Below are 20,407 nucleotides of genomic sequence, written 5' to 3'. Positions count from 1 at the left end.
CCTGCTTCCTCCTCCACCACGTCGCCGCCGTCGCCCTGGCCGACGCCGCCTCCGCCGCCGCCGAACATAGTAACCTCAACTATATCATCCTGACTGGCGTGGGAAACGGTAAGGACGCCGGTAAACGCCACGATGAGAAAGACCAGACAGTGTACCAGTACAGAGCCCAGCATACCGATCCTTTGACGCTTCTGCATGTCCATTATTTATCAGCTCCGTCCGTAGCTAAACCAAAGCGGGTAATGCCCGCGCCCTTGAGCTTGTCGATAAGGGTAATAACCTTGCCGTAGTCGATATCCCGCTCGGCACGGATGACGATGGCAAAATTAGGGTTGTTCTTCTGCTCCATGCTGGCCTGCATAATGAGGGCGTTCATGTCCGTTAAGGTATCGCCCAAATAAATGCTGCCGTCGCTTTTCATGGAAACGGCGAAGGTAGTGCTGGTGTCGGTCGCCGCCGACGCCGCCTTAGGCAGCTTTACAGGAATGGTTTTTAAATCGATCATATACATGGTGCTGAGCATGAAGAAAACCAGCAGAAAGAACATAATATCGATCATGGGAATGATATTTAATTCAGGAGTCTTGCGGTTGCGGATATCGCGTAATTGCATTATTGATCACTCCTTGCAGCCGCTTCCAGCAGAGCGGAAAAGCATTGTTCCATATTGGTGATGATATTATCCATGCGGTGAGCAAAATAGGAATGGGCGCACAAAGATAAAATCGCTACGCACAAACCGGTAGCGGTGGCGATTAAGGCCTCGCCGATGCCGCCGGTAATGGCAAGGGGAGCACCGGCCTGTAAATTAAAGATACTGAAAGCGCCGATCATGCCCACGATAGTACCCAAAAGCCCCAGCAGCGGCGACATGGTGACGATGATGCTTAAATAATCGAGACGGTTGCGCAGCTGCGCGATGAAAATGCCGGCCTGACTTTCCAGATAGGCCTGCTTCTGCATTCTTCCGCCGGAGATAGCGGCTGCGGCTGTAACCATCTGGGCGCACTGGCCCTGGGCGCTGGCCGCCAGCTTGTTGGCTTCGTCAATATTATTCTGCCTTAACAGGGAACAGTATTCAGTGGTGAAGGCCTGGCCGGAATCAGAGGCCTTGTAGAATAAAAAGCGTTCGATGGCGATGGCGATAACCATAAGAGAACAGAAGAGTAAGGGCCACATAACAAGGCCGCCTTTGTGGAAGTACATGATAGTTTGTTGCATAGCGTCCATAAAACATCCTCCTAAAAATGGCCCCCGAGCGTAGCAGCCAGCGCGTGAGCGCTGCAACGCAAAAGTGCTCGATACACTTTTGCTTGACTGGGGGGGACAACGGTGTATAATGAGAAACGAAACCAATTATCACTAGCAATTATACAACAGTTAAATGAAAACATCAATAGAATATTTGCTTCAGGTGCGCGTACACGCTTAAAAGAGAAATAGGTGCAAAACCTATGCTGTCCCGCAGCTGTAAGGTGGAGCAGGCTTCAAAGATGTCGCTGGGGAACCGGGAAGACAAAGCCTGCGAAGAAGCCGAGCCAGAAGAACTGCCTGAAGCAAGCCGTATCATTCTGCGAACGACGGAAAGAGGCAGCCTGACGGGCAAACGTCTTTCTGTATGCGCAGAAAGGCGTTTTTTCTTTGTTTTAAACTAGGCTGCAAGCGAAACACGGCAAGCTCGGTAGAATGGTTTGAAAAATAAAAAAATTTAATGGGGTGTTTGTATGTTTAAGAAAAAGGCTTTAGTTATGTCAGTACTGTGCGCAGTGGCCAGCGTGGGCTTTGTGGTAAGCGCCAGCGCTGAGGAAACCATGAGCGGCAAGCTGGACGAGGTTGTCATTGAGGCTGAGCGCGGCGTGCTGCCGGGCGGCTTTGTAGCCAGCGAGGACAGAGTGGGCATTTTGGGTAGCATTGAAGCTATCGACGTACCCTTCACGCAAAAGAAGTACACTGAAAAGACTATTGAAAATTTTGCTGATCCCAACCAACCCTTGAACGGCGTTTTAGCTAACAATCCGTCCATTAGAGTGGGCAGTCCTTCGCCTATGTACACTGACTTTAGCATGCGTGGCGTAAACATGAATGCGGCGCACTACTACATCAATGGCATTCCCAATATGTTCAATCAGACTAGAAGTATTCCTGCCTATGTTTTGGAAAGCGTAGAAATTGTTTCCGGTCCGAATACTGTTTTGAACGGCGCTACCTTCTCCAACAATGGTACTAATGGTACTGATGCGCCTGCCGGTTTGCTGAATGGTATTACTAAAAAAGCTACTGACGATCCTATTACACGTTATACTCAAAGCTTTTCCGGCCGCAGCACTTGGACGGAAAATTTAGACGTAGGCCGCCGCTTTGGCAAGGATAACGAATGGGGTGTGCGCGTCAATAGCCGTTTGGAAAAGGGCGGCTTGTCCATGAACGGCACGGAGATCGATGATAAAACAATTTATTTGAACATCGACCACCGCAGCGATAAGAGCACGACTAATATTTTTGGCGGATACTTCGATTGGAAAGTTGACGGCGGCCAAAGATGGTTGCAGGCTAAGGATGTAAAACATTTGGCTGACGCGCCGAACGCTAAAAATAACCTGAGCTTTGATGGTCAAACCAAGCAAAACCACGGTTACTTAATGACCTTGAATCATGTGCAGAAGTTCAGCGACAAATGGAGCGCTTTTGCGAATATGGGTTATAACTATTATACCGAGCACAAAAACGATCCTAATAGCGGCTCTTTGACTCTTAAAGATTATGGTGTTTTGAGCGGTACATTCCGTGACTATAAATCTGAAAGCAGAGGTATATATACTCAATTTGGTATTTCTAATGAAGTTAAAATGGGTAATGTAAAAAATAATCTGTCATTTGCTGTAGACTATTTTAATTATAAGAGCAAATCGCTTAATACTGGTTCAGCAGATGGACAAGCTACTATAACAGGTAATTTATGGAATGGGGTTCATGTTGTGGGCTCACCTATTTTAGCAGGTTCTTTAGATTCAACTGGATTTAGTAAAGAAACAGCAATTGCTACAACCTTGGCTGACAGATTGGAATTTGGTAAAGCTTCTGCTTATGTAGCATTACAATATCGAGATACGGAAACTACCAGTTCTTCTGGAACAAAAGTAAGTAAAGATTCTCTGAATCCGACCTTTGCATTAGCTTACAGGCCTGTAGATAATCTTTCTGTTTATGTAAGCCATGCCCAATCTTATACTAAGCCAGTGGAAGTAAGCAAAGATTATGCGAATAAAGGTGAAATATTTGATCCTATTAAAAATAAACAAACGGAAATTGGCGTAAAATACCGTAGCGGTGAGGCTTTGCACAGTCTGGCATTATTTCAATTAGATCAAGCAAGTTATATGGTTGAGGGAAATTTAAGCAATCCTACTGAAGCATATTATACGCAAAATGGTAAAAATGAATTTAAGGGTATCGAGTATTCTATTGCTGGTAAGATAGCTCCTAAATGGAATTTAATGGGTGGCTTAATGTATTTACATGGTGAAAGAACAGGTACGCCTACTGTTTCATGGAGTAAAAATAAGACTACTGGTAAGTATGAAATGAAGCCTGTAGCTTCTAAAGACGGTTGGTATACTACTGGTACGCCTAAATGGAACGGCGTACTTGCTGCCGAATACGAAGCAGATAAAGATACTTCCATTTTAGGCCGCATTAATTATACTGGTAAATCCCATGTTAATGATAATGGCGTAACTACTCCGTCCTTTGTAACCTTTGATTTAGGCATCAAGCATAAAACCAAGATCAATACCGTACCAGTCACTCTGCGTGCAATGTGCTACAATTTGTTTGGCGAGGATTATTGGATTTCTCGCGGTACTTCCGTAGCCTTTGGCGCTCCCAGAACCTTTATGCTGTCCGCACAATTTGATATTTAATGATTTGCTAGTTTTATAAAAAAGAAAAACGCAGGCGATTTGGATTTTCCGGTCGCCTACGTTTTTAAAATAGCTGCCTTATTTAAGGCTTTATTGTTTTCCAGCAGCGTTCCTTCAAAAAGGCTGCAATTACAGAAATGTTTTCATTTTCATAGTATTTTACAAGCAGCCGTTTGAACTCCGGCACTTCCTTTTCAGGAATTACTAAGAAACCGGCACCATGCGCAATAAGATAATGGTTGGCGAAAATTACAGCCGTTCGTTTGTTGCCGTCTAAGAAAATTTGAGTCTTCATACAGTAAAGACAAAGCTTGATAGCAATATCGATAGCGTCGGCATCGTCCTCAATAAGCGTTCGGATTTTATCTTTTACATCCGGTTCGTTAGGCAATGGCGGAACATATGACGAGCCGCCTATAGTAACAGGAACGCCGCGTATGCGGCCGCCCTCTGCAAAAAAGCCTTCGTTAACAAGTCTTGCGATATGGCTGAGCATATAGTAGTCGGATTTGCTGGCAAGCACATCACGATCCAAAATAAATTCCCATGCGTGTTTTAGATTTAAAATCTTTTGTACATCGGTAGCTGTCATACCGGAAACTTTTCCGTTTTCTATGATTTCTTCTGTCTGTGGGAATGATGTAGCAACACCCTCTAAAACAGCCTGGTCATAGATATTCATTTTCATATTAGCGCGTGCAAAGGCTATGTTGTTGATAACGTCGGCGGGGAGTTCATCCTCAGAATACCCGGCTGCAGAAAGCTGTTTTTCAATGCTGCGGAGCGATTTCCTGATTTCACGGGCTTCTTTGGCATTTCGCAGCAGCAGATTATGCAATTCTTCGGTATATACACCCACATACGTTGAGGTCTGCCTGCCTGCTGCACGCTTTCTTACATAAAGGTATTTCCCATCGCCACGCTGCTTGATTTCGGGCGTGCCATCGTAGGGCATTAAATTCAGCCTTGCGTGGAGATCTGCCCTGCTTCTGAGTAATTCCTGTATTTCATTATATTGAATTGTCATAGGTATAACTCCTTTGGGGAACAAATTTCACAATAATGATAGCATAATGCTCCCCAAAAAGTCAATCTGCGTTGAACAACGTTGTCTTTTTCAGCCTTTCAGCATAAAAACAGGAGCAGCGATATGCGCTTATAATCAGAAGTCGCACAAATCACGATTTTTAAAAAGCCGTTTTCTACACAAAACGAGAATTTTTAGCATACTAAAGTAAATCTTACGTTTAAGCAAACAAGCAATAGCAGCTAGCTGCAAATATTGCATTATATATCATATAGCAAATTTCCTTTTGCTTTTAATCTGTGCTGCAAGCGAAACACGGCAAGCTAGGCAGTACGGTTTAAAAAATAAATTTTAACGAGGTGTTTGAAATGTTGAAAAAGAAAGCGCTTATTGCGTCCGTTTTATGCGCGGTAGCCAGCGTAGGCTTCGTTGCAGGCGTCAGTGCAGAAGAAACCATGAGCGGTAAGCTAGATGAAGTTGTCGTTGAAGCAAGCAAGGATGTACTCCCGGGGGGTACGTCGCTACTAGTGGCAGCGTTGGTATTTTAGGCGATAAGGATGTTATGGATACGCCGTTTACTACAACCAATTTGACAAACAAAACGCTTGAAACTTTTGGTGGCCCTAATCAGCCTTTGCAAAGCGTTTTAGTTAATAATCCTTCAGTTCGTCTCGTTGGTACGAATTTGCATAATGATTTTTCTATTCGTGGTTTAAAATCGACTGGCACGAGTACATATGTAAATGGTATTCCTGGACTAATGACTCAATTTTGCGCTCCTACTTTTTTTGTAGAGGATATTCAGTTTATTTCTGGTCCGAATAGTGGTATTACTGGTATTCCTAGTACTTATGAAAGCAGTAGCGCAGGCGGTATTGTAAATTTTGTTTCTAAAAAAGCTACCGAGGAGCCTATTACTAGGTATAGGCAAACCTTTTCCGGTAAAGGCTCTTTAGGTGAATATATAGATATCAGTCGCAGATTTGGTAAAGATAATGAGTGGGGCGTGCGCATCAATACAGAATGGCTTGATGGAGAAACAGCTATTGATGAGCAGGATATAGAGGCGCAAGGTATTTTTGCTAATATTGACCACAGGAGCGAGCATACCAAGACCAATTTGCTTGCAGGTTATCGACATCTAAATATTGAAAATGGCGCTCGTTGGTTTACGCTGAAAAATTCAGATGGTGTTCCAATAAAAGATATTACAAAGGTACCCAGCGCTCCGGATGCAAGTAAAAACTATGGTATTGATGGACTTGCTAAAGAGGCTGAAGGTTATATGATTGCTTTGAATCATGAGCAGGAGTTTACCAAAGACTGGAAATGGTTCACTAATTTTGGCTATAATGATAACAAGTTGCAGCGCAATATTATTGGCGCTTCCAGTAATTTTGTTATCATTAATGATCAAGGTGATGTGAATACAAATCTGATGTCTACGCAAACTGTTACCAAAAATCGTTTTTGGCAGGTAGGCATTAACGGGAAGGCTTCAACAGGAGAATTAGAGCATGACGTAACATTCGCTGTGGAAAAAGCTTGGTACACTATTGGCAGCTCCAAAAACTCCTATAGTGGTAAGATGGGCAGCGTAACTGGCAATATTTATCAGGCTAATTTTCAACCTAATAGCGTCTGGTGGCCTAGTATAGAAACCGGCACTAGTACAAAAAATGCATACTGGGGCGCTTCTATTGCCGACACTATCAAATATAAAAAATCGCAGCTATTATTAGGCTTGCATAAGCATAGTGCGCATGTCGATTCTTATAGTGCTGCAACAGGTAAGCACAATAGTTCTGTGGATAGCGATGCTGTATGTCCGACCTATGGATATGTATATCAGCCAAATGAAAATATTTCGTTCTATGCAAGCCACTCGGAAAACTTTGATAAAGGTTCGGTTGTAGGTAGTACATACGCAAACGCTGGAGACATTCTTGATCCAGCTAAGACGAAGCAAAATGAAATAGGTATAAAATATGAAAATAAAGGATTGTTTGCAAGCTTAGGATTCTTTGAGATTACTCAGGCGAATAATATAAGTGTTTCTAAATCTGACGGCGAGTATTATTTGCAGGATGGCGAAGCAGAATATAAGGGCATAGAATTAGCCGTAAATGGCAAAATAGCTCCTAAATGGAATGTTATGGGCGGATTTATGTATCTTGACGCTGAACAGAGCAAAACGCAGGGAGGAACTAATGACGGCAAGACTGTTAACGGTGTAGCCAAGTGGAACGCGGTTGGTACAGTAGAATATGTTGCTGACGATAGCTTTAGTGTTTTAGGACGCGTTTTGTATAACAGCGAAGCCAGCATTTTTAATGAGAGATTAAAGGTGCCTTCCTTTACTACCTATGATTTAGGAGTTACTTGGAAAACTAAAATAAATACTGTTCCTGTAAAATTAAGCGCGATGTGCTATAACATTACAGATAAGAGCTATTGGACTGCGCATACCGGTAATGGTTTGATTCTTTCTAATCCTCGCACATTTATGCTTTCCGCAACCTTTGACATTTAATCATTCACAAACTCACTGTAAAGAGGGCGTTTTGTCGCCCTCTTTACAACTATTTTCTGCTTTTGGATACATTACGGAATTTGATGGATAAGGGACATAGAAATGAAAATAATTTTAAGCCTGCTTTTGCTGCTGTGCAGCCTGTGGAGTATGGGTTGCGGCGGACCAAAGGAAGTGCAGAATCATATAGAAAAGCGCGACCCTGAGACAGTGGTCTTAGGCGGCTACCGTCATTTAGCGCCCGGCAATAAGGACGCTGTGTATTGCAGCCGTATTATGGGCGTGTGGGAGCCTTTGATTACTAAGGATATGGACAATAAGCCTGCTCCTTGCCTTGCTCAAAGCTGGGAGATGAGGGACGGCGGCAAAGAGTGGATTTTTCATCTGCGACACGACGTTTACTTTCATAACGGCACGAAGTTTACCGCCGATTCCGTGGTGAAAAATTTTGACCGCATGAAAAAGGGCTATAAGCGGTCGACCTTTTATGGCATGGATATCAACGTCTATTACCCGTCGCTCGTCAAATACGAAAAGCTGGACGATTACACCTTTCGCTTAGTATTTGCCGAGCCCAACGTCAATGAGCTGTATAAGATGACGGACTTCGGCAGCCCGATTTACGCGCCGGAATGCTTTGCCGAGGACGGGAATTTCAACGGCATCGCCATAGGCACGGGGCCGTATAAAATCACGGAAAATGTTTGGAATAAATATGCGGTTATCGAGCGCAATGAAAATTATTACGGCGAGCCGGCAAAAATCAAGAAATTTATTTTTCGCAATATACCCAGCACAGACGCGCGGTATGCGGCGCTGAAATCCGGGGAGATAGACGGCGTGCTGGATATTAACGCCATTCCGCCGTTTTTGGCCGAGGAAATAAAAAAGGACGAGCGCTTCGGAATATCGGTGAATAAATCCAGTATGATACGCTTTTTAGCCGTCAACGGTACGCGCTTCCCCTTTAACGATGTGCGTATGCGGCAGGCCGTGAGCCTGGCTATTGACAGAAAGAATTTAGTGCAGGCGCTTTACCTCAATTACGCCGTGCCTACGACTAATCTGCTGAATTATACGAGCCCGTATTATCACGAATTTCCTGTGGAATACGATTTAGCAAAGGCTAAGCGCCTGGCGAGGGAGGTTTTGGGCGATAAAAGATATACTGTAACCTACTGTATCAACGGCGGCGAGCCGCTGCAAAAGGGCGAGGCGGAGCTGATAGCTTATTGGCTGCGGGATATTGGACTCGACGTTAAAATTCAATCTTTGGAATATGCGACTATGGCAAGAATGATGCGCAAGGGCGATTACGATTTAGCCAGAGTGCAGCAGGGTTTACCTAATGGCGACCCCTACAGTATTTTTTATTCCTTTATGATGCGCGACGGCGGCCGCAGCAGAAGCAGCAGCCTGGGATATGCAAACGCGGAGGTAACAGAGCTGCTGGCGCAGGTCAAGCACTGCACGGATGAAGCGGAACGGCGCAGAATGTACAACCGCATTCAGGAGATTGCCGTGCAGGAGCAGCCGATTATTCCTTTATTTAATGATAAAAATGTAGTAGCCTATAATAAGCGGCTGAAGAATTATTCTACGCTGATTTATGGTATCGATTTAGCGAAAGTAGAGTTGGTGGACTGATGCTGGCTTATGCTTTAAAAAGAATATTTATGGCTGTTCCCGTCCTTGTCGGCATCAGCCTGCTGTCCTTTATTTTGGGCGTGCTGTCGCCGGGCGACCCGGCGGAGTTCGCCCTGAACCAGAACGGGCTGGATGCGCCGACGGAGGAGCAGATTGCGGCCATGCGCGCCGAGCTGGGGCTGGACAGACCTGCCTATGTGCAGTACGCCGCCTGGATGCTGCAGGTGTTGCGGGGAGATTTTGGCTCCAGCTATATTAACGGCAAGGATATTTTGCAGGAGCTGCTGCTGCGCTTGCCGGTGACTATGGAGCTGGCGGCTTTGGCGCTGCTTTTGGCGGCGGCGGTGGGTATTTCCCTTGGCCTGGTGTGCGCCGTTTACCGCGGCAGCTGGCTGGATAACGCCGTGCAGTTTCTTACTAATATTATGCTGGCAGTGCCGGGCTTTTGGCTGGCATTGCTGATGATTTTATTGTTCGGCGAGATTTTGCGCCTGCTGCCCACAAGCGGCGGCGACAGCCTGCAAAGCTTTATCCTGCCTGCGCTGGCGGTGGCCTTTTCTACCATGGCTACGGTGTGCCGCTTTATGCGCAGCTCCTTGCTCAAGGAATTTGGCCAGCAATATTTTATTATCGCTAAGGCCAGGGGGATTAGCAGCGTTAATCTGCTGCTGAAATATGCGCTGCCCAACGCCATTTTGCCGGTCATCGCGCTTTTGGGAAATTATTTAGCCAGCGTTATGGGCGGCTCGGTCATTGCCGAGAGCATCTTTGCTTTGCCGGGCATCAGCAGTATGGCGCTGGAGGCTATCCGCTACCGCGATTACCCCGTACTGCAGGCTTACGTGCTGCTGACCGGCTGGCTGCTGGTGCTGATTACTCTGGGCGTAGATTTATTGATGTTCTATCTCAATCCGAAAATTAAAACAGGTGCATGATGAAAATAAAAAGATTACAGCTTTCCTTTGCTGTGGTAATGCTCAGCTTCATAATTTTGGGCAGCATATTAGCGCCGCTCTTGGCTACCCATAATCCCTTTGAGCCGGATATGGCCAGTCGTTTGCAGGGACCAAGCTGGCAGCATTTCTTTGGGACGGACGCTCTGGGCCGCGATATGTACAGCCGCATTCTGTACGGCGGCCGCGCTTCCATGCTGCTGACGCTGGTGTCGTCGGTGCTGGCTTTGGGCCTTGGCGTGGCCGTGGGCATTGCGGGCGGTTTTTACGGCGGTAAGGCCGATATGGTTTTAACGGTATTGAGTAATATTTTTCAGGGCATACCGGGCAGCTGCTTTATGATTGCCGTGGCGGGAATTTTAGGAGCAAGTATCCAGAGCCTGGTGCTGGCGCTGGTGGTGACGTCCTGGGCCGGGTTTTCCCGCATCGTGCGGGCAGAGGTGCTGCAGCTGATGGGAGAGCCCTTCATCGAGGGGCTGCGCTGCCTGGGCTGCAGCGATTGGCGCATGATAACGCGGCATATTCTGCCCAATATTACCCATAAGCTGATGGTGCTCTTTACCATTCGCCTGGGGCGCGGCGTGCTGTCCATCGCGGGCCTGAGTTTTTTAGGCCTGGGCGTGCAGCCGCCGACGCCGGACTGGAGCGTGATGATTAACGACGCGGTGATGTACTACCGCAGCTCGCCCCATCTGATTATTATTCCGGGCTTTTTTGTCTTTATTTTGATTTATTCCTGCAATATTATCGGCGAATGTTTGCGGGATCATTTTGACGTGAAGCTGGACGAGGTGCGCAAATGGTAGAGCGGAAGCATATCACGGTGCAGAATTTCAGCGTCGCCTTTCCGGTAGGTGCAGGCTGGTTAAAGGCCGTGGATGATATTACGGCGGAGTTTGCGGCGGGACAGTATACGGCGATTATTGGCGAAAGCGGCTGCGGCAAATCTGTTTTAGGGCAGGCTATCCTGGGCATTTTGCCCGACAGCGTGCGCCAGAGCGGCAGGGTGCTGTGGGGCGGTGAACCTTTAGATTACGCTGCTCAGCGCAGCCTGTTCGGTATCATTCCGCAGAACCCCAGCGATTCGCTGAACCCTGTGCGCCGTATTTGCAGGCAGTTTCAGGATTTGCTGGACGTTCACGGCATAGAGGATAAGCGGCACGCTTATAAAACCAAATGCCTGCAATTTTTTGGCCTAGAGGATACGGCGCGGGTTTTGCAGGCTTATCCTTATGAATTATCCGGCGGTATGCTGCAGCGGGTGCTGTGCGCCATGGCAATCAGTACAAAACCAGCGTGGCTGTTGGCCGATGAGCCGACGAAGGGATTGGACGAGCAGAACGGAGCCGTTGCTTTGCAGAATTTGCAGAAGATGAAGCGCGAGCTGGCGACCAGTATGATTATTATTACCCACGATATTAAATTAGCCAGGGACGTATGCGATACGGTGCTTATTATGTACGCCGGGCAGGTGATGGAGCGCAGCAATAAATTTTTCAGCGAGCCGCTGCACCCGTACAGCCGGGGCTTTTTGCAGGCGCTGCCGGAAAATGGCCTGCATACTATCGCAGGCAAAGCGCCCGCGCCGGGAACGGAGCTGGCAGGCTGCCGTTTCGCCGGGCGCTGTCCGCATTGCGTCCAGCGGTGCAGGCAGGAGCGGCCGGAGCTGTATAAATTGGCGGACGGCAGACAGGTGAGGTGCTTTTTGTATGCTGAGGGGTAAGGAGATCTGCAAAAAATATTTTGACCGCAGCACGGGAGAAGCCTTTACGGTGCTGGACAGGGTGAATATAAATATTGCGGCGAGCGAGGCTGTGGGCGTGATGGGGCGCAGCGGCAGCGGCAAGAGTACACTGGCGAGAATTTTGCTGCGCTTAATAGAAGCGGACAGCGGGCAGATTTATTTTGACGGACAGGAGATTACGAAGCAGAAGGGAGCTGCGCTGAAAAGCTTTCGCCGTCAGGTGCAGTTTATTTCCCAAAGGCCGGAAAGCTTTTTAGACCCCATGCTGCGCTTGGGGCAGAGCCTGCGGGAGCCGCTGGCGGTGCATGGGCTGCCCTATGATGAAAAGCGGGTGGAGGAGCTGCTGGATTTAGTGCAGCTAAGCGGCGGCATTTTGCAGCGTTATCCGCATCAGGTCAGCGGCGGCGAGATTCAGCGCATCTGCATTGCGCGGGCGCTGCTTTTGGAGCCCAAACTATTGGTGCTGGACGAGCCCACGTCCATGCTGGATATTTCGGTGCAGGCGCAGATATTGCATCTGCTGAAGGATATACAAAGGCTGAAAAATTTGTCCTATCTTTTTATCACCCACGATAAAGCGCTGGCCGATTGGCTGTGCCACGAGGTTGTGGTTTTGGAGTGTGAGAGAATGGTGTAAAAGACTATTTTGGTTTATTATTACAAAATAAATTGCGTTGTTTGTTCGTATATGGTAAAATAAATTTCGAGGTACTACTATAAAGGTAGGCGGTTGTCCCTCCTTACGGAGGGTTTTGCAGCCCTCTAAACAAAGAAATCCCATAGCCTTTGCTATGGGAAATCAATGCGGAAAGAGGGTGATACCATGAGTATACTTGAGATATTGGCATTGCTTAGTTTAGTGATTGCCTGCATTACCTTAGGGTATATGATTGGAAGAAACGCAAAAAAATAACCGCCGAGTCCCGAGAAAACTAGCGGTTATTTTTAATCACTATTAAGGGACAACCGCTTATGGGTAGTACCTCTTTCATTTATTATTATAGCATAGATTGGTAAAAAGTCAATTTTGGAGAATGGTTATGGCTGTATTTGTAACGCACTTAAATCTACTTCGTAGATAGTATGGGGAGGCAGTCGTCTGGGTTGATAAAAAATAATAGCGTACCAAGGAAGATAGGTTATTTTTTCGGTCTGCTCTATATTTCCTTTACAGAAAACTAAAGCCTTGCCAAAATGCCATTCGTTTACGTTGAGTACTTTATTCAACGCTGCGTGGTTTTTATAGCCTTTGCCAGATTTTATTTCCAAAATATCTGTCTGCATGCCATTTTGAATTACAAAATCTAATTCTCCATATTTTTTTGAATCAAAATAATTTAGCCGGAATCCATTGCTTATGATAGATTGGGCCATTACGTTTTCCAAAATACTTCCTAAATTGATTTCCAGATTGCCTTGCAGAATGGGGTATTGAATATTGTCCATACAAGCGGCGCACAGCAGGCCGGTATCGACCATAAAAAGCTTGAAGAGATTGTGCTTTTCATTTATTTGCAGTGGCGGCTGCGGTTCTGTCACATTGTAACAGGGCAGGGCTACCCCTGCATTGGACAGCCATAAAAAACTATCCTGGTAACGATTTTGCCTGCCATTGATATCAATTTTGCTAAGCATGAAGCGGCGATTTTTATCATTGAGCTGAGAAGGTAAACTGTCAAAAATAGCTTGTACTTTGATTTTTTCGCTGCCAAAAGCGTATTTAGCAATGTCCAGTCGATACAATCCTAAAATATTATTTTGTCGTTCAATTACTTGGACAATATCGTGAGTGTTAACATAGGTTTGCACTACATCCGGCATACCGCCAACTACTATATAGCTGTAAAAAAGCTTGAGCATAATATTGTGAACTGCTTCTGTAACAGGAGTGATCGTATCTACACATTTTTTCAAGTATGCTATAGTATTAGATTGTACTCCGTTGGCCCACAAATATTCTTCAAAGTCCATGGGATACATATAATGGATTTCCTCAAAGCCCACTGGATAAGAGAGCACGTCGTTATAATGCACACCCAATAGTGAGCCGGATTCGATATAATCAAAGCGGCCGTCTTCTACTAAAAATTTAATGGCGGTGCGGGCGTTGGGACAGGCTTGTATTTCGTCCAAAAAGATGAGCGTTTTGCCGGGAGTTAAAGGCTGCTTTGTGTAAGCAGTAAGATTAGTGATAATGGTATTGGCGTCTAAACTGCCAGCAAAAATTGCGTGAGCATCTTGATCCAAAACAAAATTCAGCTCGGCAAAATGTGTATAATTATTTTGAGCAAATTGTCGAATAAGCGTTGTTTTGCCTATTTGTCGTGCTCCGATAATGCAGAGAGCTTTTTTTTGAGGCTGTTGCTGCCAACTTTCCAGTATTTTATATGCTTTGCGCTTGAGCATTTCTTTACCTCCGCTGCTTTTGTGACGTTTTCCTTTATGCTTTAATTGTTGCTTGTAACATTATTCTAATATAAATCATATAGCTTTGCAACGTTTTTCTAACTTATAAAAGCGTTTTTGCAACGTTTTTCTAAGCTTTTGGGACGATTTTGTCACGTTTTTCTGAAATACCATGGCGATGTGGGTTAAGAGCTTTATGGAAGCGGCGTATTTTTTCGACTGACAGCACGGCGTTGCTACCGGTTGGCGCCTTTTGATTCATAAAGAGGATATTCAGCATTTAGGTAGAATATACTATTTGAGATATGGGTTCTCAGTAGAGTTAAAAGAAAAATTTTATGGACAAGGTTTGGTCGGAGTATGCGTGAATATTATTTGGATAATTTTTTGTTAGGTCTCAAGCCCTTCGGCTTTTGGCATCATTTCAGCGTGAACGGCAAAATTGCGGGCAGCCTGGCAGCTATCCATGAGATGGAAAGTGCTGTGCCCGTGCTTTACGGGCCGCGGGGCTGCGGCTTTCATTACCGTTATTCGGCGCGGTCGCGCAACACGCCTTATTATGAGCTGGAATGTGCGGATATACAGGATCGGGACGTGGTTTTTGGCGCGGAGGAAAGGCTGTGCGCGCTGCTGCGGCAGATCGATGCGGAGCAGCGGCCTGAGCTGATTTTTGTGCTGCCCACGGTGGTTTCGGATATTATCAACGACGATTTGGCCGGTATTGTGGAAGCCATACAGCCGGAGCTGCGCAGTAGGGTGGTCGCCGTCCGCTCGCAGGCTTTTTCGCACATGGACAAAAGCAATACGCGCAAACGTTTGCAGGAACGCGCGGCCTGCACTGCCAAGCGCGCGGGCTGCAGCGCGGTTTATCCCGGCTGCGGCTATGTGGAGGTTATGGACGCCGTGGTAGAGCAGGTCATGGAGCCGCAAACGGTGGAGCCGCGGACGGTAAATTTAGAATCGTTTATCTGGGGCTTTGGCGGCGAAATGAAGCTGCGGCGGATGCTGGAGCTGCTGCAAAAAATCGGCGTGCAGGTTAATACGCTGCTGCCTGCGTGCTCGCTGGCGCAGATGCGGCAGGCCCCTAGGGCGCAGCTGAATATTGTGCGCCGCCGCAAGTGGGCGTTGGCTATGCAGCGGCGGTTTGGCACAGATTTTCTGCACATTGCAGATATGCAGGAATGGCACGGGTTGCAGGGAATTAAGGATTATTATTTGGCGATAGCAGCTAAGCTGGGCTTGCAGGAGCGGGCGGAGGCTGTGCTGGCGGCGGAGCAGGCGGCAGTGCAGCAGCAGCTGTATTCTTGCCGCGCGCTTTTTGCCAAGCACCGCTTCGCGCTGATCAGCAATTCGCTGGCGGCTTTGCCGGAGCAGATTATGATTTACGAGCAGGATTTTGGTTTGCCCTTAGGCAGTGTGTGCTTGACTTTAAATCCGTCCTTTCAAAAGGAGGCTGGCGTGGACAGCGCTACTTTGGCGAAAATGCACGAGCGTATTGACGCAGCCATGGCCGAGGCTGGCTGCAGGGCAAAGCTTTATCTTAATCCGACGGAAGCGGAGCTGCGGCAGGCTGTGCAGGAATGCGATTTTGTATTGGCTGGCTCCAATCCGCGCTACAATAATTTAGGCAGGCCGGTGCTGCCGACGCTGCTGCAATATTCTGTTTTTGATTTTGTAAGTTTTGCGGAAATTATGCAGGCTATGGCCCGGCGGCTCAGTGCGGGGCAGGGGCTGCACGACGGTTTGCTTTTGAGCCGCCTGGAATACGATGCGATTTTTTATCCTATGACGGCGGATGATAAAAATACGCGGGCTTCCCGCGAAATGTATACGAAGCTTTGGAGGACGCGCAAAAAATGAAACCTATGAACGGCTGCGCCTTATTCGGCGCTTATCGCGCTTTGTCAGGGGTCAGGGACGCGGTGGTTGTGCAGCATTCCGTGGTGGGCTGCAACTGGGGCACGCTGGCGATGGCGCAAAGCAGATTGTATGATATTCGTCAGGCGTCCACGGTGATTTATGAGGACGATGTTATTTACGGCGGCAGCGGCTTAGTGACCCGGGCTTTGCGGGAAATTGACGCTTTATATTCCGATTGCAGTACGGCGTTTGTCATAAGCGGCTGCGTTCCCAATATGATTGGCGACGACGTGCAGGCGGCGGTTGCAGAATATACCGGAACGAAGCAGATTATTTGCGTCAGCGCGCCCGGCTATGCAGGCAGCGAAAGCAAGGGGATGGAGCGGGCACTGCTGCAGCTGGCGTCCTTGTGCCGTTCCTGCGGGCGGACGGCTGCGCCCAGCATAAATATTTTGGGCGTTACGGCTGCCGACCCTTATGCGCTGAACGATTTAGACATTTTGCGCGGGCTTTTGGCTTCCAAAATAAAAATTAACTGTGCAGTGCACAATTGCTGCGCGGCGGAGCTGGCGCATTTACCGGCGGCGCATTTGAATATCGTTTTTGGCAGCGGCGTGCAGCTGGCGCAGAAATTGCAGCAGGATTACGGCATTCCCTATGTGAAGCTGGCTTATCCTTATGGCGTACAGGGTATGCTGGACTTTTTGCAGATTTTAGAGCAGGAGCTGACGGTGGATTTAGCGGCTGTGCGCGCTAATATAATAGAAGAAAGTAAAACGCTGGTGCGCAAAGCGGCGGCGCTGCTGCCTGCGCTGTACGGCTTGCCTGCGGCTTTGACGGGCAGCGGCGCGCAGCTGGAGGGCATGCGGCGTTTTGTGCAGCGGGAGCTGGGCATGGAGCCTGTAATTTGCGTGGACGCGGACAGGGAGGAGCAGAACGCTTTGGCGCATCGGCTGGCGGACAGCGACGCCGTGCTGCTTTTGGGCTCATCCTTGGAAAAAGCACTGGCCGAAAAATATCAGCTGCCCTTGGTGCGCTATGCGTACCCGGTTTTTGACGAATATATTTTAGGCCGACAGGGACTTTTAGGAGTGCAGGGAACAGCGCTACTTTTAGAAAAAATAATCAACGGCGCGCTGCAGCAGAATTATAAGAGCGAGGGCCTGTTTAGCGGGCTGCGTCGGGAGCTGGAACGATGATGGTACAGAATTTGGAAATGCACCCCTGCTTCGCTTCCTGCTGCAACAGCTTTGCCCGGGTGCATCTGCCTGTTGCGCCTGCCTGCAATTTGCAGTGCAATTATTGCGTGCGCAAGTTCAGCTGCGTGAACGAAAGCAGGCCGGGAGTGACGGCGCAGGTGCTGACGCCTGCGCAGGCTGCGGCCCGTTATGAGGAGCTGCGGCGCAGGCTGCCTGATTTAACGGTGGCAGGCATTGCCGGGCCTGGCGACGCGCTGGCAAATTGGCCGCAGGTTGCGGAAACGCTGCGCCTGGTGCGGGAGCTGGACAGCGGCGTGCAGCTTTGCCTTTCTACAAACGGCCTGCTGCTGCCGGAATATGCGCCGGAAATTATCGCGCTTGGCGTAGGCTTTGTGACGGTGACGGTGAACTGCATGCGGCCGCAAATTGGCGCGTTGATTTATGACTTCGTGAACGATAAAGGAAATATTTATCGCGGCGAGGACGGGGCGGCGCTGCTGCTTGCGCGGCAGCTGACTGGGATTCGTTTATTGAAGCAGGCGGGCGTGATTATAAAAATCAACTGTGTGGCTATCGACGGCATCAATACGGAGGATATTCCTGCGGTGGCACGGCAGGCGGCGGCCTTGGGCTGCGACGTGATGAATGTTATTCCCATGCTGCCGGTAGCAGGCAGCGCTTTTGCCGACGTGGCGGAGCTGGACGCGGCAAGACTGGCGTCCTTGCGCCGGGACTGCGGGCGTTATCTGCGGCAGATGTGGCATTGCGTCCGCTGCCGCGCCGACGCGGTGGGAACGTTATAACGCGCGGCGTACTGCTGATATCGCGGCTTGTTCGTAAATTTGTAACCTATTTTACATATTTGCCGGTTAAAAAGAAATTCTAAGTAAAGTAAGCAAATTTGCTTGACGGTCTTATCAATTAGCAGTAGAATAATTCTAATCGCTGAATTATGCGTAAAGATTATTTTGCAGGTGAAGAAAATGGATTCTATCAGGATTAACGCTGCAACTGAATACGGCTTTTATTATGCACCGGTCTTTAGCTACTACTTTAGCACCGGTTATTTTGCATGGCAAAAAGCATACAGCAGCAATCGTAATAGAAGCCGTTAACAGGTATTGGTATATATTTGGTATATACACGTTCACAATGCTTTAGAAGCAGGCTCTTTTACGGAGCCTGCTTTTTTTGTAGCAAAATAATTTTAGGCAGATAATTTTTTAGTAAAGCTGCAAGGATGCAGGCAAAAAGGAGAGATATTGTTATGGTAATTGTATTCAAACCGGGCGCACCCGCCGAAAGCAAAGCAAAAATGAAAGCCAATCTGGAGCGTCAGGGCTTCCAGATTAACGAGATCAACGGCGTTAATATGACGATCTTCGGTATTATCGGCGACACCAGCGCTTTGGATATGAATATGCTGCGCATCGACGACGCTGTAGAAAAAGTTATGCGCGTGCAGGAACCCTTTAAGCGCGCTAACCGCGCCTTCCATCCGGCGGATAGCGTAATCAATGTCAGCGGCGTGCCCATCGGCGGCAAAAAAATTCAGGTTATCGCCGGTCCCTGTTCTGTAGAAAGTCAGGAGCAGGTAACCGATGTCGCCAAGTCCGTTAAGCTGGGAGGCGCGACTTTGATGCGCGGCGGCGCGTTCAAGCCCCGTACTTCTCCCTATTCCTTCCAGGGCTTAAAGGAGCTGGGCCTGGATTACTTAAAGGCCGCGCGTGAAGAAACCGGCCTGCCCATCGTTACGGAAATTATGTCCGCCGATAAAATCGAGCGCTTCGTTGAGGATGTGGACTTGATTCAGGTAGGCGCGCGCAATATGCAGAACTTCGAGCTGCTGAAAGAATTGGGCAAAACCAATAAGCCTATTTTGCTGAAACGCGGCCTGTCCGCTACTATTGAAGAATGGATTATGTCCGCCGAATATATTATGGCAGGCGGCAACGAAAATGTCATTCTGTGCGAGCGCGGCATCCGCACCTTTGAGCATTACACCCGCAATACGCTGGATTTGAGCGCGATTCCCGCTGCGAAAAAGCTCAGCCATCTGCCGGTTATCGTGGACCCCAGCCATGCGGCAGGCATGTGGTGGATGGTAGAGCCCTTGGCTAAGGCTGCTATCGCAGTTGGCGCCGACGGCCTGCTCATCGAGGTACACAACAATCCTGAATGCGCGCTGTGCGACGGCGCTCAATCCTTGAAACCGGAACGCTTCGCGCGCTTGATGGGAGAGCTGAAGGGTATTGCGCGCATAGTAGGCAGAGAGATGTAAAAAATAAAACTCCCCCAGTCGCTTTCAGCGACGGCCCCCTCAAGGAGGGGGCACAAAGTTAGATTAAGATTATTTGCTTGTCCTCCCTCGTTGAGGGAGGTGCTGAGCGAATGCGAAGCGGAGGGAGTATCGGTTAATTATTGTAGAAAAGTTTTTTATAGCAAAGCCTTCGCTTTAGACTATAAAGTAGTATTGTAGCATTGTAGCATAGTTTAAAAAGGAGAGATTTTATCATGATTATCGTATTCAAACCCACTGCAACCGTTGAGGACAAAACTAAATTGAAGGAGCAGCTGGAAAGCCGCGGCTACCAAATTCACGCCAGCGACGGCGTGAACGCTTCCCTGTTCGGCGTGGTAGGCGACACCAGCGCTTTAGACATGAATCTTCTGCGCGTTAACGACGGCGTGGAAAAGGTTATGCGTGTGCAGGAGCCCTTTAAGCGCGCCAATCGTATGTTCCATCCCGAAGATAGTGTAGTAAATGTTTGCGGCGTGTCCGTCGGCGGTAAAAAGATTCAGGTTATCGCCGGGCCCTGCTCCGTGGAAAGCATCGAGCAGGTTACGGAGGTGGCGCAGGACGTGAAGGCTGCCGGTGCGGCCATGCTGCGCGGCGGCGCGTTCAAGCCCCGCACTTCGCCTTACTCCTTCCAGGGCTTAAAGGAATTGGGTTTGGATTATTTGAAGGCCGCCCGTGAAGCGACCGGGCTGCCCATTGTTACGGAAATTATGTCCGCCGACAAAATCGAGCGCTTCGTCGAGGACGTGGATTTGATTCAGGTGGGCGCGCGCAATATGCAGAACTTCGAGCTGCTGAAAGAATTGGGCAAAACCAATA

The 20,407-nt window shown here is 48.2% G+C and carries 17 protein-coding genes, 1 pseudogene and 1 riboswitch; of the genes and pseudogenes, 13 read left to right on the top strand and 5 right to left on the bottom strand.

Annotation, left to right across the window (positions count from 1 at the left end):
• From QZ105_RS06940 to QZ105_RS06930, 3 genes are all read right to left on the bottom strand, one after another.
• Positions 1 to 203: hypothetical protein (locus tag QZ105_RS06940; protein WP_293729124.1), on the bottom strand; the 203-nt coding region annotated here is incomplete at its 3' end.
• On the bottom strand, positions 203 to 613 hold the full coding sequence (locus QZ105_RS06935; protein ID WP_293729123.1) for a biopolymer transporter ExbD: 411 nt from the start codon (positions 611 to 613) through the stop codon (positions 203 to 205). The genes QZ105_RS06940 and QZ105_RS06935, both read right to left, overlap by 1 nt.
• Positions 613 to 1,230, bottom strand: coding sequence for a MotA/TolQ/ExbB proton channel family protein (locus QZ105_RS06930; RefSeq protein ID WP_293729122.1), 618 nt, complete (start codon positions 1,228 to 1,230; stop codon positions 613 to 615). The genes QZ105_RS06935 and QZ105_RS06930 overlap by 1 nt, the downstream gene beginning before the upstream one ends.
• A 165-nt stretch (positions 1,231 to 1,395) precedes the next feature.
• Positions 1,396 to 1,570, top strand: a riboswitch (cobalamin riboswitch).
• Between the two features lie 154 nt (positions 1,571 to 1,724).
• On the opposite strand from QZ105_RS06930, the gene QZ105_RS06925 reads away from it, so the two are divergent.
• On the top strand, positions 1,725 to 3,920 hold the full coding sequence (locus tag QZ105_RS06925) for a TonB-dependent siderophore receptor (RefSeq protein WP_293729121.1): 2,196 nt from the start codon (positions 1,725 to 1,727) through the stop codon (positions 3,918 to 3,920).
• A gap of 82 nt (positions 3,921 to 4,002) precedes the next feature.
• Here QZ105_RS06925 and QZ105_RS06920 read toward each other — a convergent pair whose 3' ends face one another.
• Complete coding sequence (locus tag QZ105_RS06920; protein ID WP_293729120.1) at positions 4,003 to 4,947, bottom strand: Fic family protein; 945 nt, start codon at positions 4,945 to 4,947, stop codon at positions 4,003 to 4,005.
• 368 nt (positions 4,948 to 5,315) lie between these two features.
• Here QZ105_RS06920 and QZ105_RS06915 point away from each other — a divergent pair, with 368 nt between their 5' ends.
• The 7 genes from QZ105_RS06915 to QZ105_RS06885 all read left to right on the top strand — a co-directional run bounded on the left by QZ105_RS06915 (position 5,316) and on the right by QZ105_RS06885 (position 12,461).
• Positions 5,316 to 5,495, top strand: coding sequence for a hypothetical protein (locus QZ105_RS06915; RefSeq protein WP_293729119.1), 180 nt, complete (start codon positions 5,316 to 5,318; stop codon positions 5,493 to 5,495).
• Between the two features lie 14 nt (positions 5,496 to 5,509).
• A complete protein-coding gene (locus QZ105_RS06910; RefSeq protein WP_293729118.1) occupies positions 5,510 to 7,480 on the top strand; it encodes a TonB-dependent siderophore receptor in 1,971 nt (656 codons plus the stop codon).
• Between the two features lie 102 nt (positions 7,481 to 7,582).
• Positions 7,583 to 9,127: an ABC transporter substrate-binding protein gene (locus tag QZ105_RS06905; RefSeq protein ID WP_293729117.1), complete on the top strand. Its 1,545-nt coding sequence runs from the start codon at positions 7,583 to 7,585 to the stop codon at positions 9,125 to 9,127.
• Positions 9,127 to 10,062 (top strand): ABC transporter permease, encoded by a 936-nt coding sequence (locus tag QZ105_RS06900; RefSeq protein WP_293729116.1) that lies wholly within the window; start codon positions 9,127 to 9,129, stop codon positions 10,060 to 10,062. The genes QZ105_RS06905 and QZ105_RS06900 overlap by 1 nt, the downstream gene beginning before the upstream one ends.
• Positions 10,059 to 10,886, top strand: coding sequence for an ABC transporter permease (locus tag QZ105_RS06895; RefSeq protein WP_293729115.1), 828 nt, complete (start codon positions 10,059 to 10,061; stop codon positions 10,884 to 10,886). Before QZ105_RS06900 ends, QZ105_RS06895 begins: the two co-directional genes overlap by 4 nt.
• Positions 10,880 to 11,803: an ABC transporter ATP-binding protein gene (locus QZ105_RS06890; protein WP_293729114.1), complete on the top strand. Its 924-nt coding sequence runs from the start codon at positions 10,880 to 10,882 to the stop codon at positions 11,801 to 11,803. The genes QZ105_RS06895 and QZ105_RS06890 overlap by 7 nt, the downstream gene beginning before the upstream one ends.
• Positions 11,790 to 12,461, top strand: a complete 672-nt coding sequence (locus QZ105_RS06885) for an ATP-binding cassette domain-containing protein (RefSeq protein WP_293729113.1) — start codon at positions 11,790 to 11,792, stop codon at positions 12,459 to 12,461. The genes QZ105_RS06890 and QZ105_RS06885 overlap by 14 nt, the downstream gene beginning before the upstream one ends.
• Before the next feature lie 401 nt (positions 12,462 to 12,862).
• Here QZ105_RS06885 and QZ105_RS06880 read toward each other — a convergent pair whose 3' ends face one another.
• Positions 12,863 to 14,230, bottom strand: a complete 1,368-nt coding sequence (locus QZ105_RS06880; RefSeq protein WP_293729112.1) for an AAA family ATPase — start codon at positions 14,228 to 14,230, stop codon at positions 12,863 to 12,865.
• A 360-nt stretch (positions 14,231 to 14,590) separates the two neighbouring features.
• Between QZ105_RS06880 and QZ105_RS06875 the strand changes: the two genes are divergently transcribed.
• The 5 genes and pseudogenes from QZ105_RS06875 to QZ105_RS06855 form a co-directional block, all read left to right on the top strand.
• Complete coding sequence (locus QZ105_RS06875; RefSeq protein WP_293729111.1) at positions 14,591 to 16,090, top strand: nitrogenase component 1; 1,500 nt, start codon at positions 14,591 to 14,593, stop codon at positions 16,088 to 16,090.
• Positions 16,087 to 17,289, top strand: coding sequence for a nitrogenase component 1 (locus tag QZ105_RS06870; RefSeq protein WP_293729110.1), 1,203 nt, complete (start codon positions 16,087 to 16,089; stop codon positions 17,287 to 17,289). The genes QZ105_RS06875 and QZ105_RS06870 overlap by 4 nt, the downstream gene beginning before the upstream one ends.
• Complete coding sequence (locus tag QZ105_RS06865; protein ID WP_293729109.1) at positions 17,286 to 18,092, top strand: radical SAM protein; 807 nt, start codon at positions 17,286 to 17,288, stop codon at positions 18,090 to 18,092. The genes QZ105_RS06870 and QZ105_RS06865 overlap by 4 nt, the downstream gene beginning before the upstream one ends.
• 464 nt (positions 18,093 to 18,556) lie before the next feature.
• Positions 18,557 to 19,570, top strand: a complete 1,014-nt coding sequence (gene aroF / locus QZ105_RS06860) for a 3-deoxy-7-phosphoheptulonate synthase (protein ID WP_293729108.1) — start codon at positions 18,557 to 18,559, stop codon at positions 19,568 to 19,570.
• A gap of 233 nt (positions 19,571 to 19,803) precedes the next feature.
• Positions 19,804 to 20,407, top strand: a pseudogene (locus QZ105_RS06855) (3-deoxy-7-phosphoheptulonate synthase); the annotation flags it as partial.

Source organism: uncultured Phascolarctobacterium sp. (genome assembly GCF_905212365.1).
GTDB lineage: Bacteria > Bacillota > Negativicutes > Acidaminococcales > Acidaminococcaceae > Phascolarctobacterium_A.
Note: the sequence above shows the minus strand (reverse complement) of the source record. Positions and strands in the feature narration are given on the sequence as shown.

Excerpts from the sequence above, each read along its gene's own strand:
- aroF (WP_293729108.1), top strand. The coding sequence starts at position 18,557 with ATGGTAATTGTATTCAAACCGGGCGCACCCGCCGAAAGCAAAGCAAAA.
- QZ105_RS06900 (WP_293729116.1), top strand. The coding sequence starts at position 9,127 with ATGCTGGCTTATGCTTTAAAAAGAATATTTATGGCTGTTCCCGTCCTT.
- QZ105_RS06925 (WP_293729121.1), top strand. The coding sequence starts at position 1,725 with ATGTTTAAGAAAAAGGCTTTAGTTATGTCAGTACTGTGCGCAGTGGCC.
- QZ105_RS06890 (WP_293729114.1), top strand. The coding sequence starts at position 10,880 with ATGGTAGAGCGGAAGCATATCACGGTGCAGAATTTCAGCGTCGCCTTT.
- QZ105_RS06875 (WP_293729111.1), top strand. The coding sequence starts at position 14,591 with ATGCGTGAATATTATTTGGATAATTTTTTGTTAGGTCTCAAGCCCTTC.
- QZ105_RS06935 (WP_293729123.1), bottom strand. The coding sequence starts at position 613 with ATGCAATTACGCGATATCCGCAACCGCAAGACTCCTGAATTAAATATC.
- QZ105_RS06865 (WP_293729109.1), top strand. The coding sequence starts at position 17,286 with ATGATGGTACAGAATTTGGAAATGCACCCCTGCTTCGCTTCCTGCTGC.
- QZ105_RS06895 (WP_293729115.1), top strand. The coding sequence starts at position 10,059 with ATGATGAAAATAAAAAGATTACAGCTTTCCTTTGCTGTGGTAATGCTC.
- QZ105_RS06870 (WP_293729110.1), top strand. The coding sequence starts at position 16,087 with ATGAAACCTATGAACGGCTGCGCCTTATTCGGCGCTTATCGCGCTTTG.
- QZ105_RS06920 (WP_293729120.1), bottom strand. The coding sequence starts at position 4,947 with ATGACAATTCAATATAATGAAATACAGGAATTACTCAGAAGCAGGGCA.
- QZ105_RS06930 (WP_293729122.1), bottom strand. The coding sequence starts at position 1,230 with ATGGACGCTATGCAACAAACTATCATGTACTTCCACAAAGGCGGCCTT.
- QZ105_RS06905 (WP_293729117.1), top strand. The coding sequence starts at position 7,583 with ATGAAAATAATTTTAAGCCTGCTTTTGCTGCTGTGCAGCCTGTGGAGT.
- QZ105_RS06880 (WP_293729112.1), bottom strand. The coding sequence starts at position 14,230 with ATGCTCAAGCGCAAAGCATATAAAATACTGGAAAGTTGGCAGCAACAG.
- QZ105_RS06885 (WP_293729113.1), top strand. The coding sequence starts at position 11,790 with ATGCTGAGGGGTAAGGAGATCTGCAAAAAATATTTTGACCGCAGCACG.
- QZ105_RS06915 (WP_293729119.1), top strand. The coding sequence starts at position 5,316 with ATGTTGAAAAAGAAAGCGCTTATTGCGTCCGTTTTATGCGCGGTAGCC.
- QZ105_RS06910 (WP_293729118.1), top strand. The coding sequence starts at position 5,510 with ATGGATACGCCGTTTACTACAACCAATTTGACAAACAAAACGCTTGAA.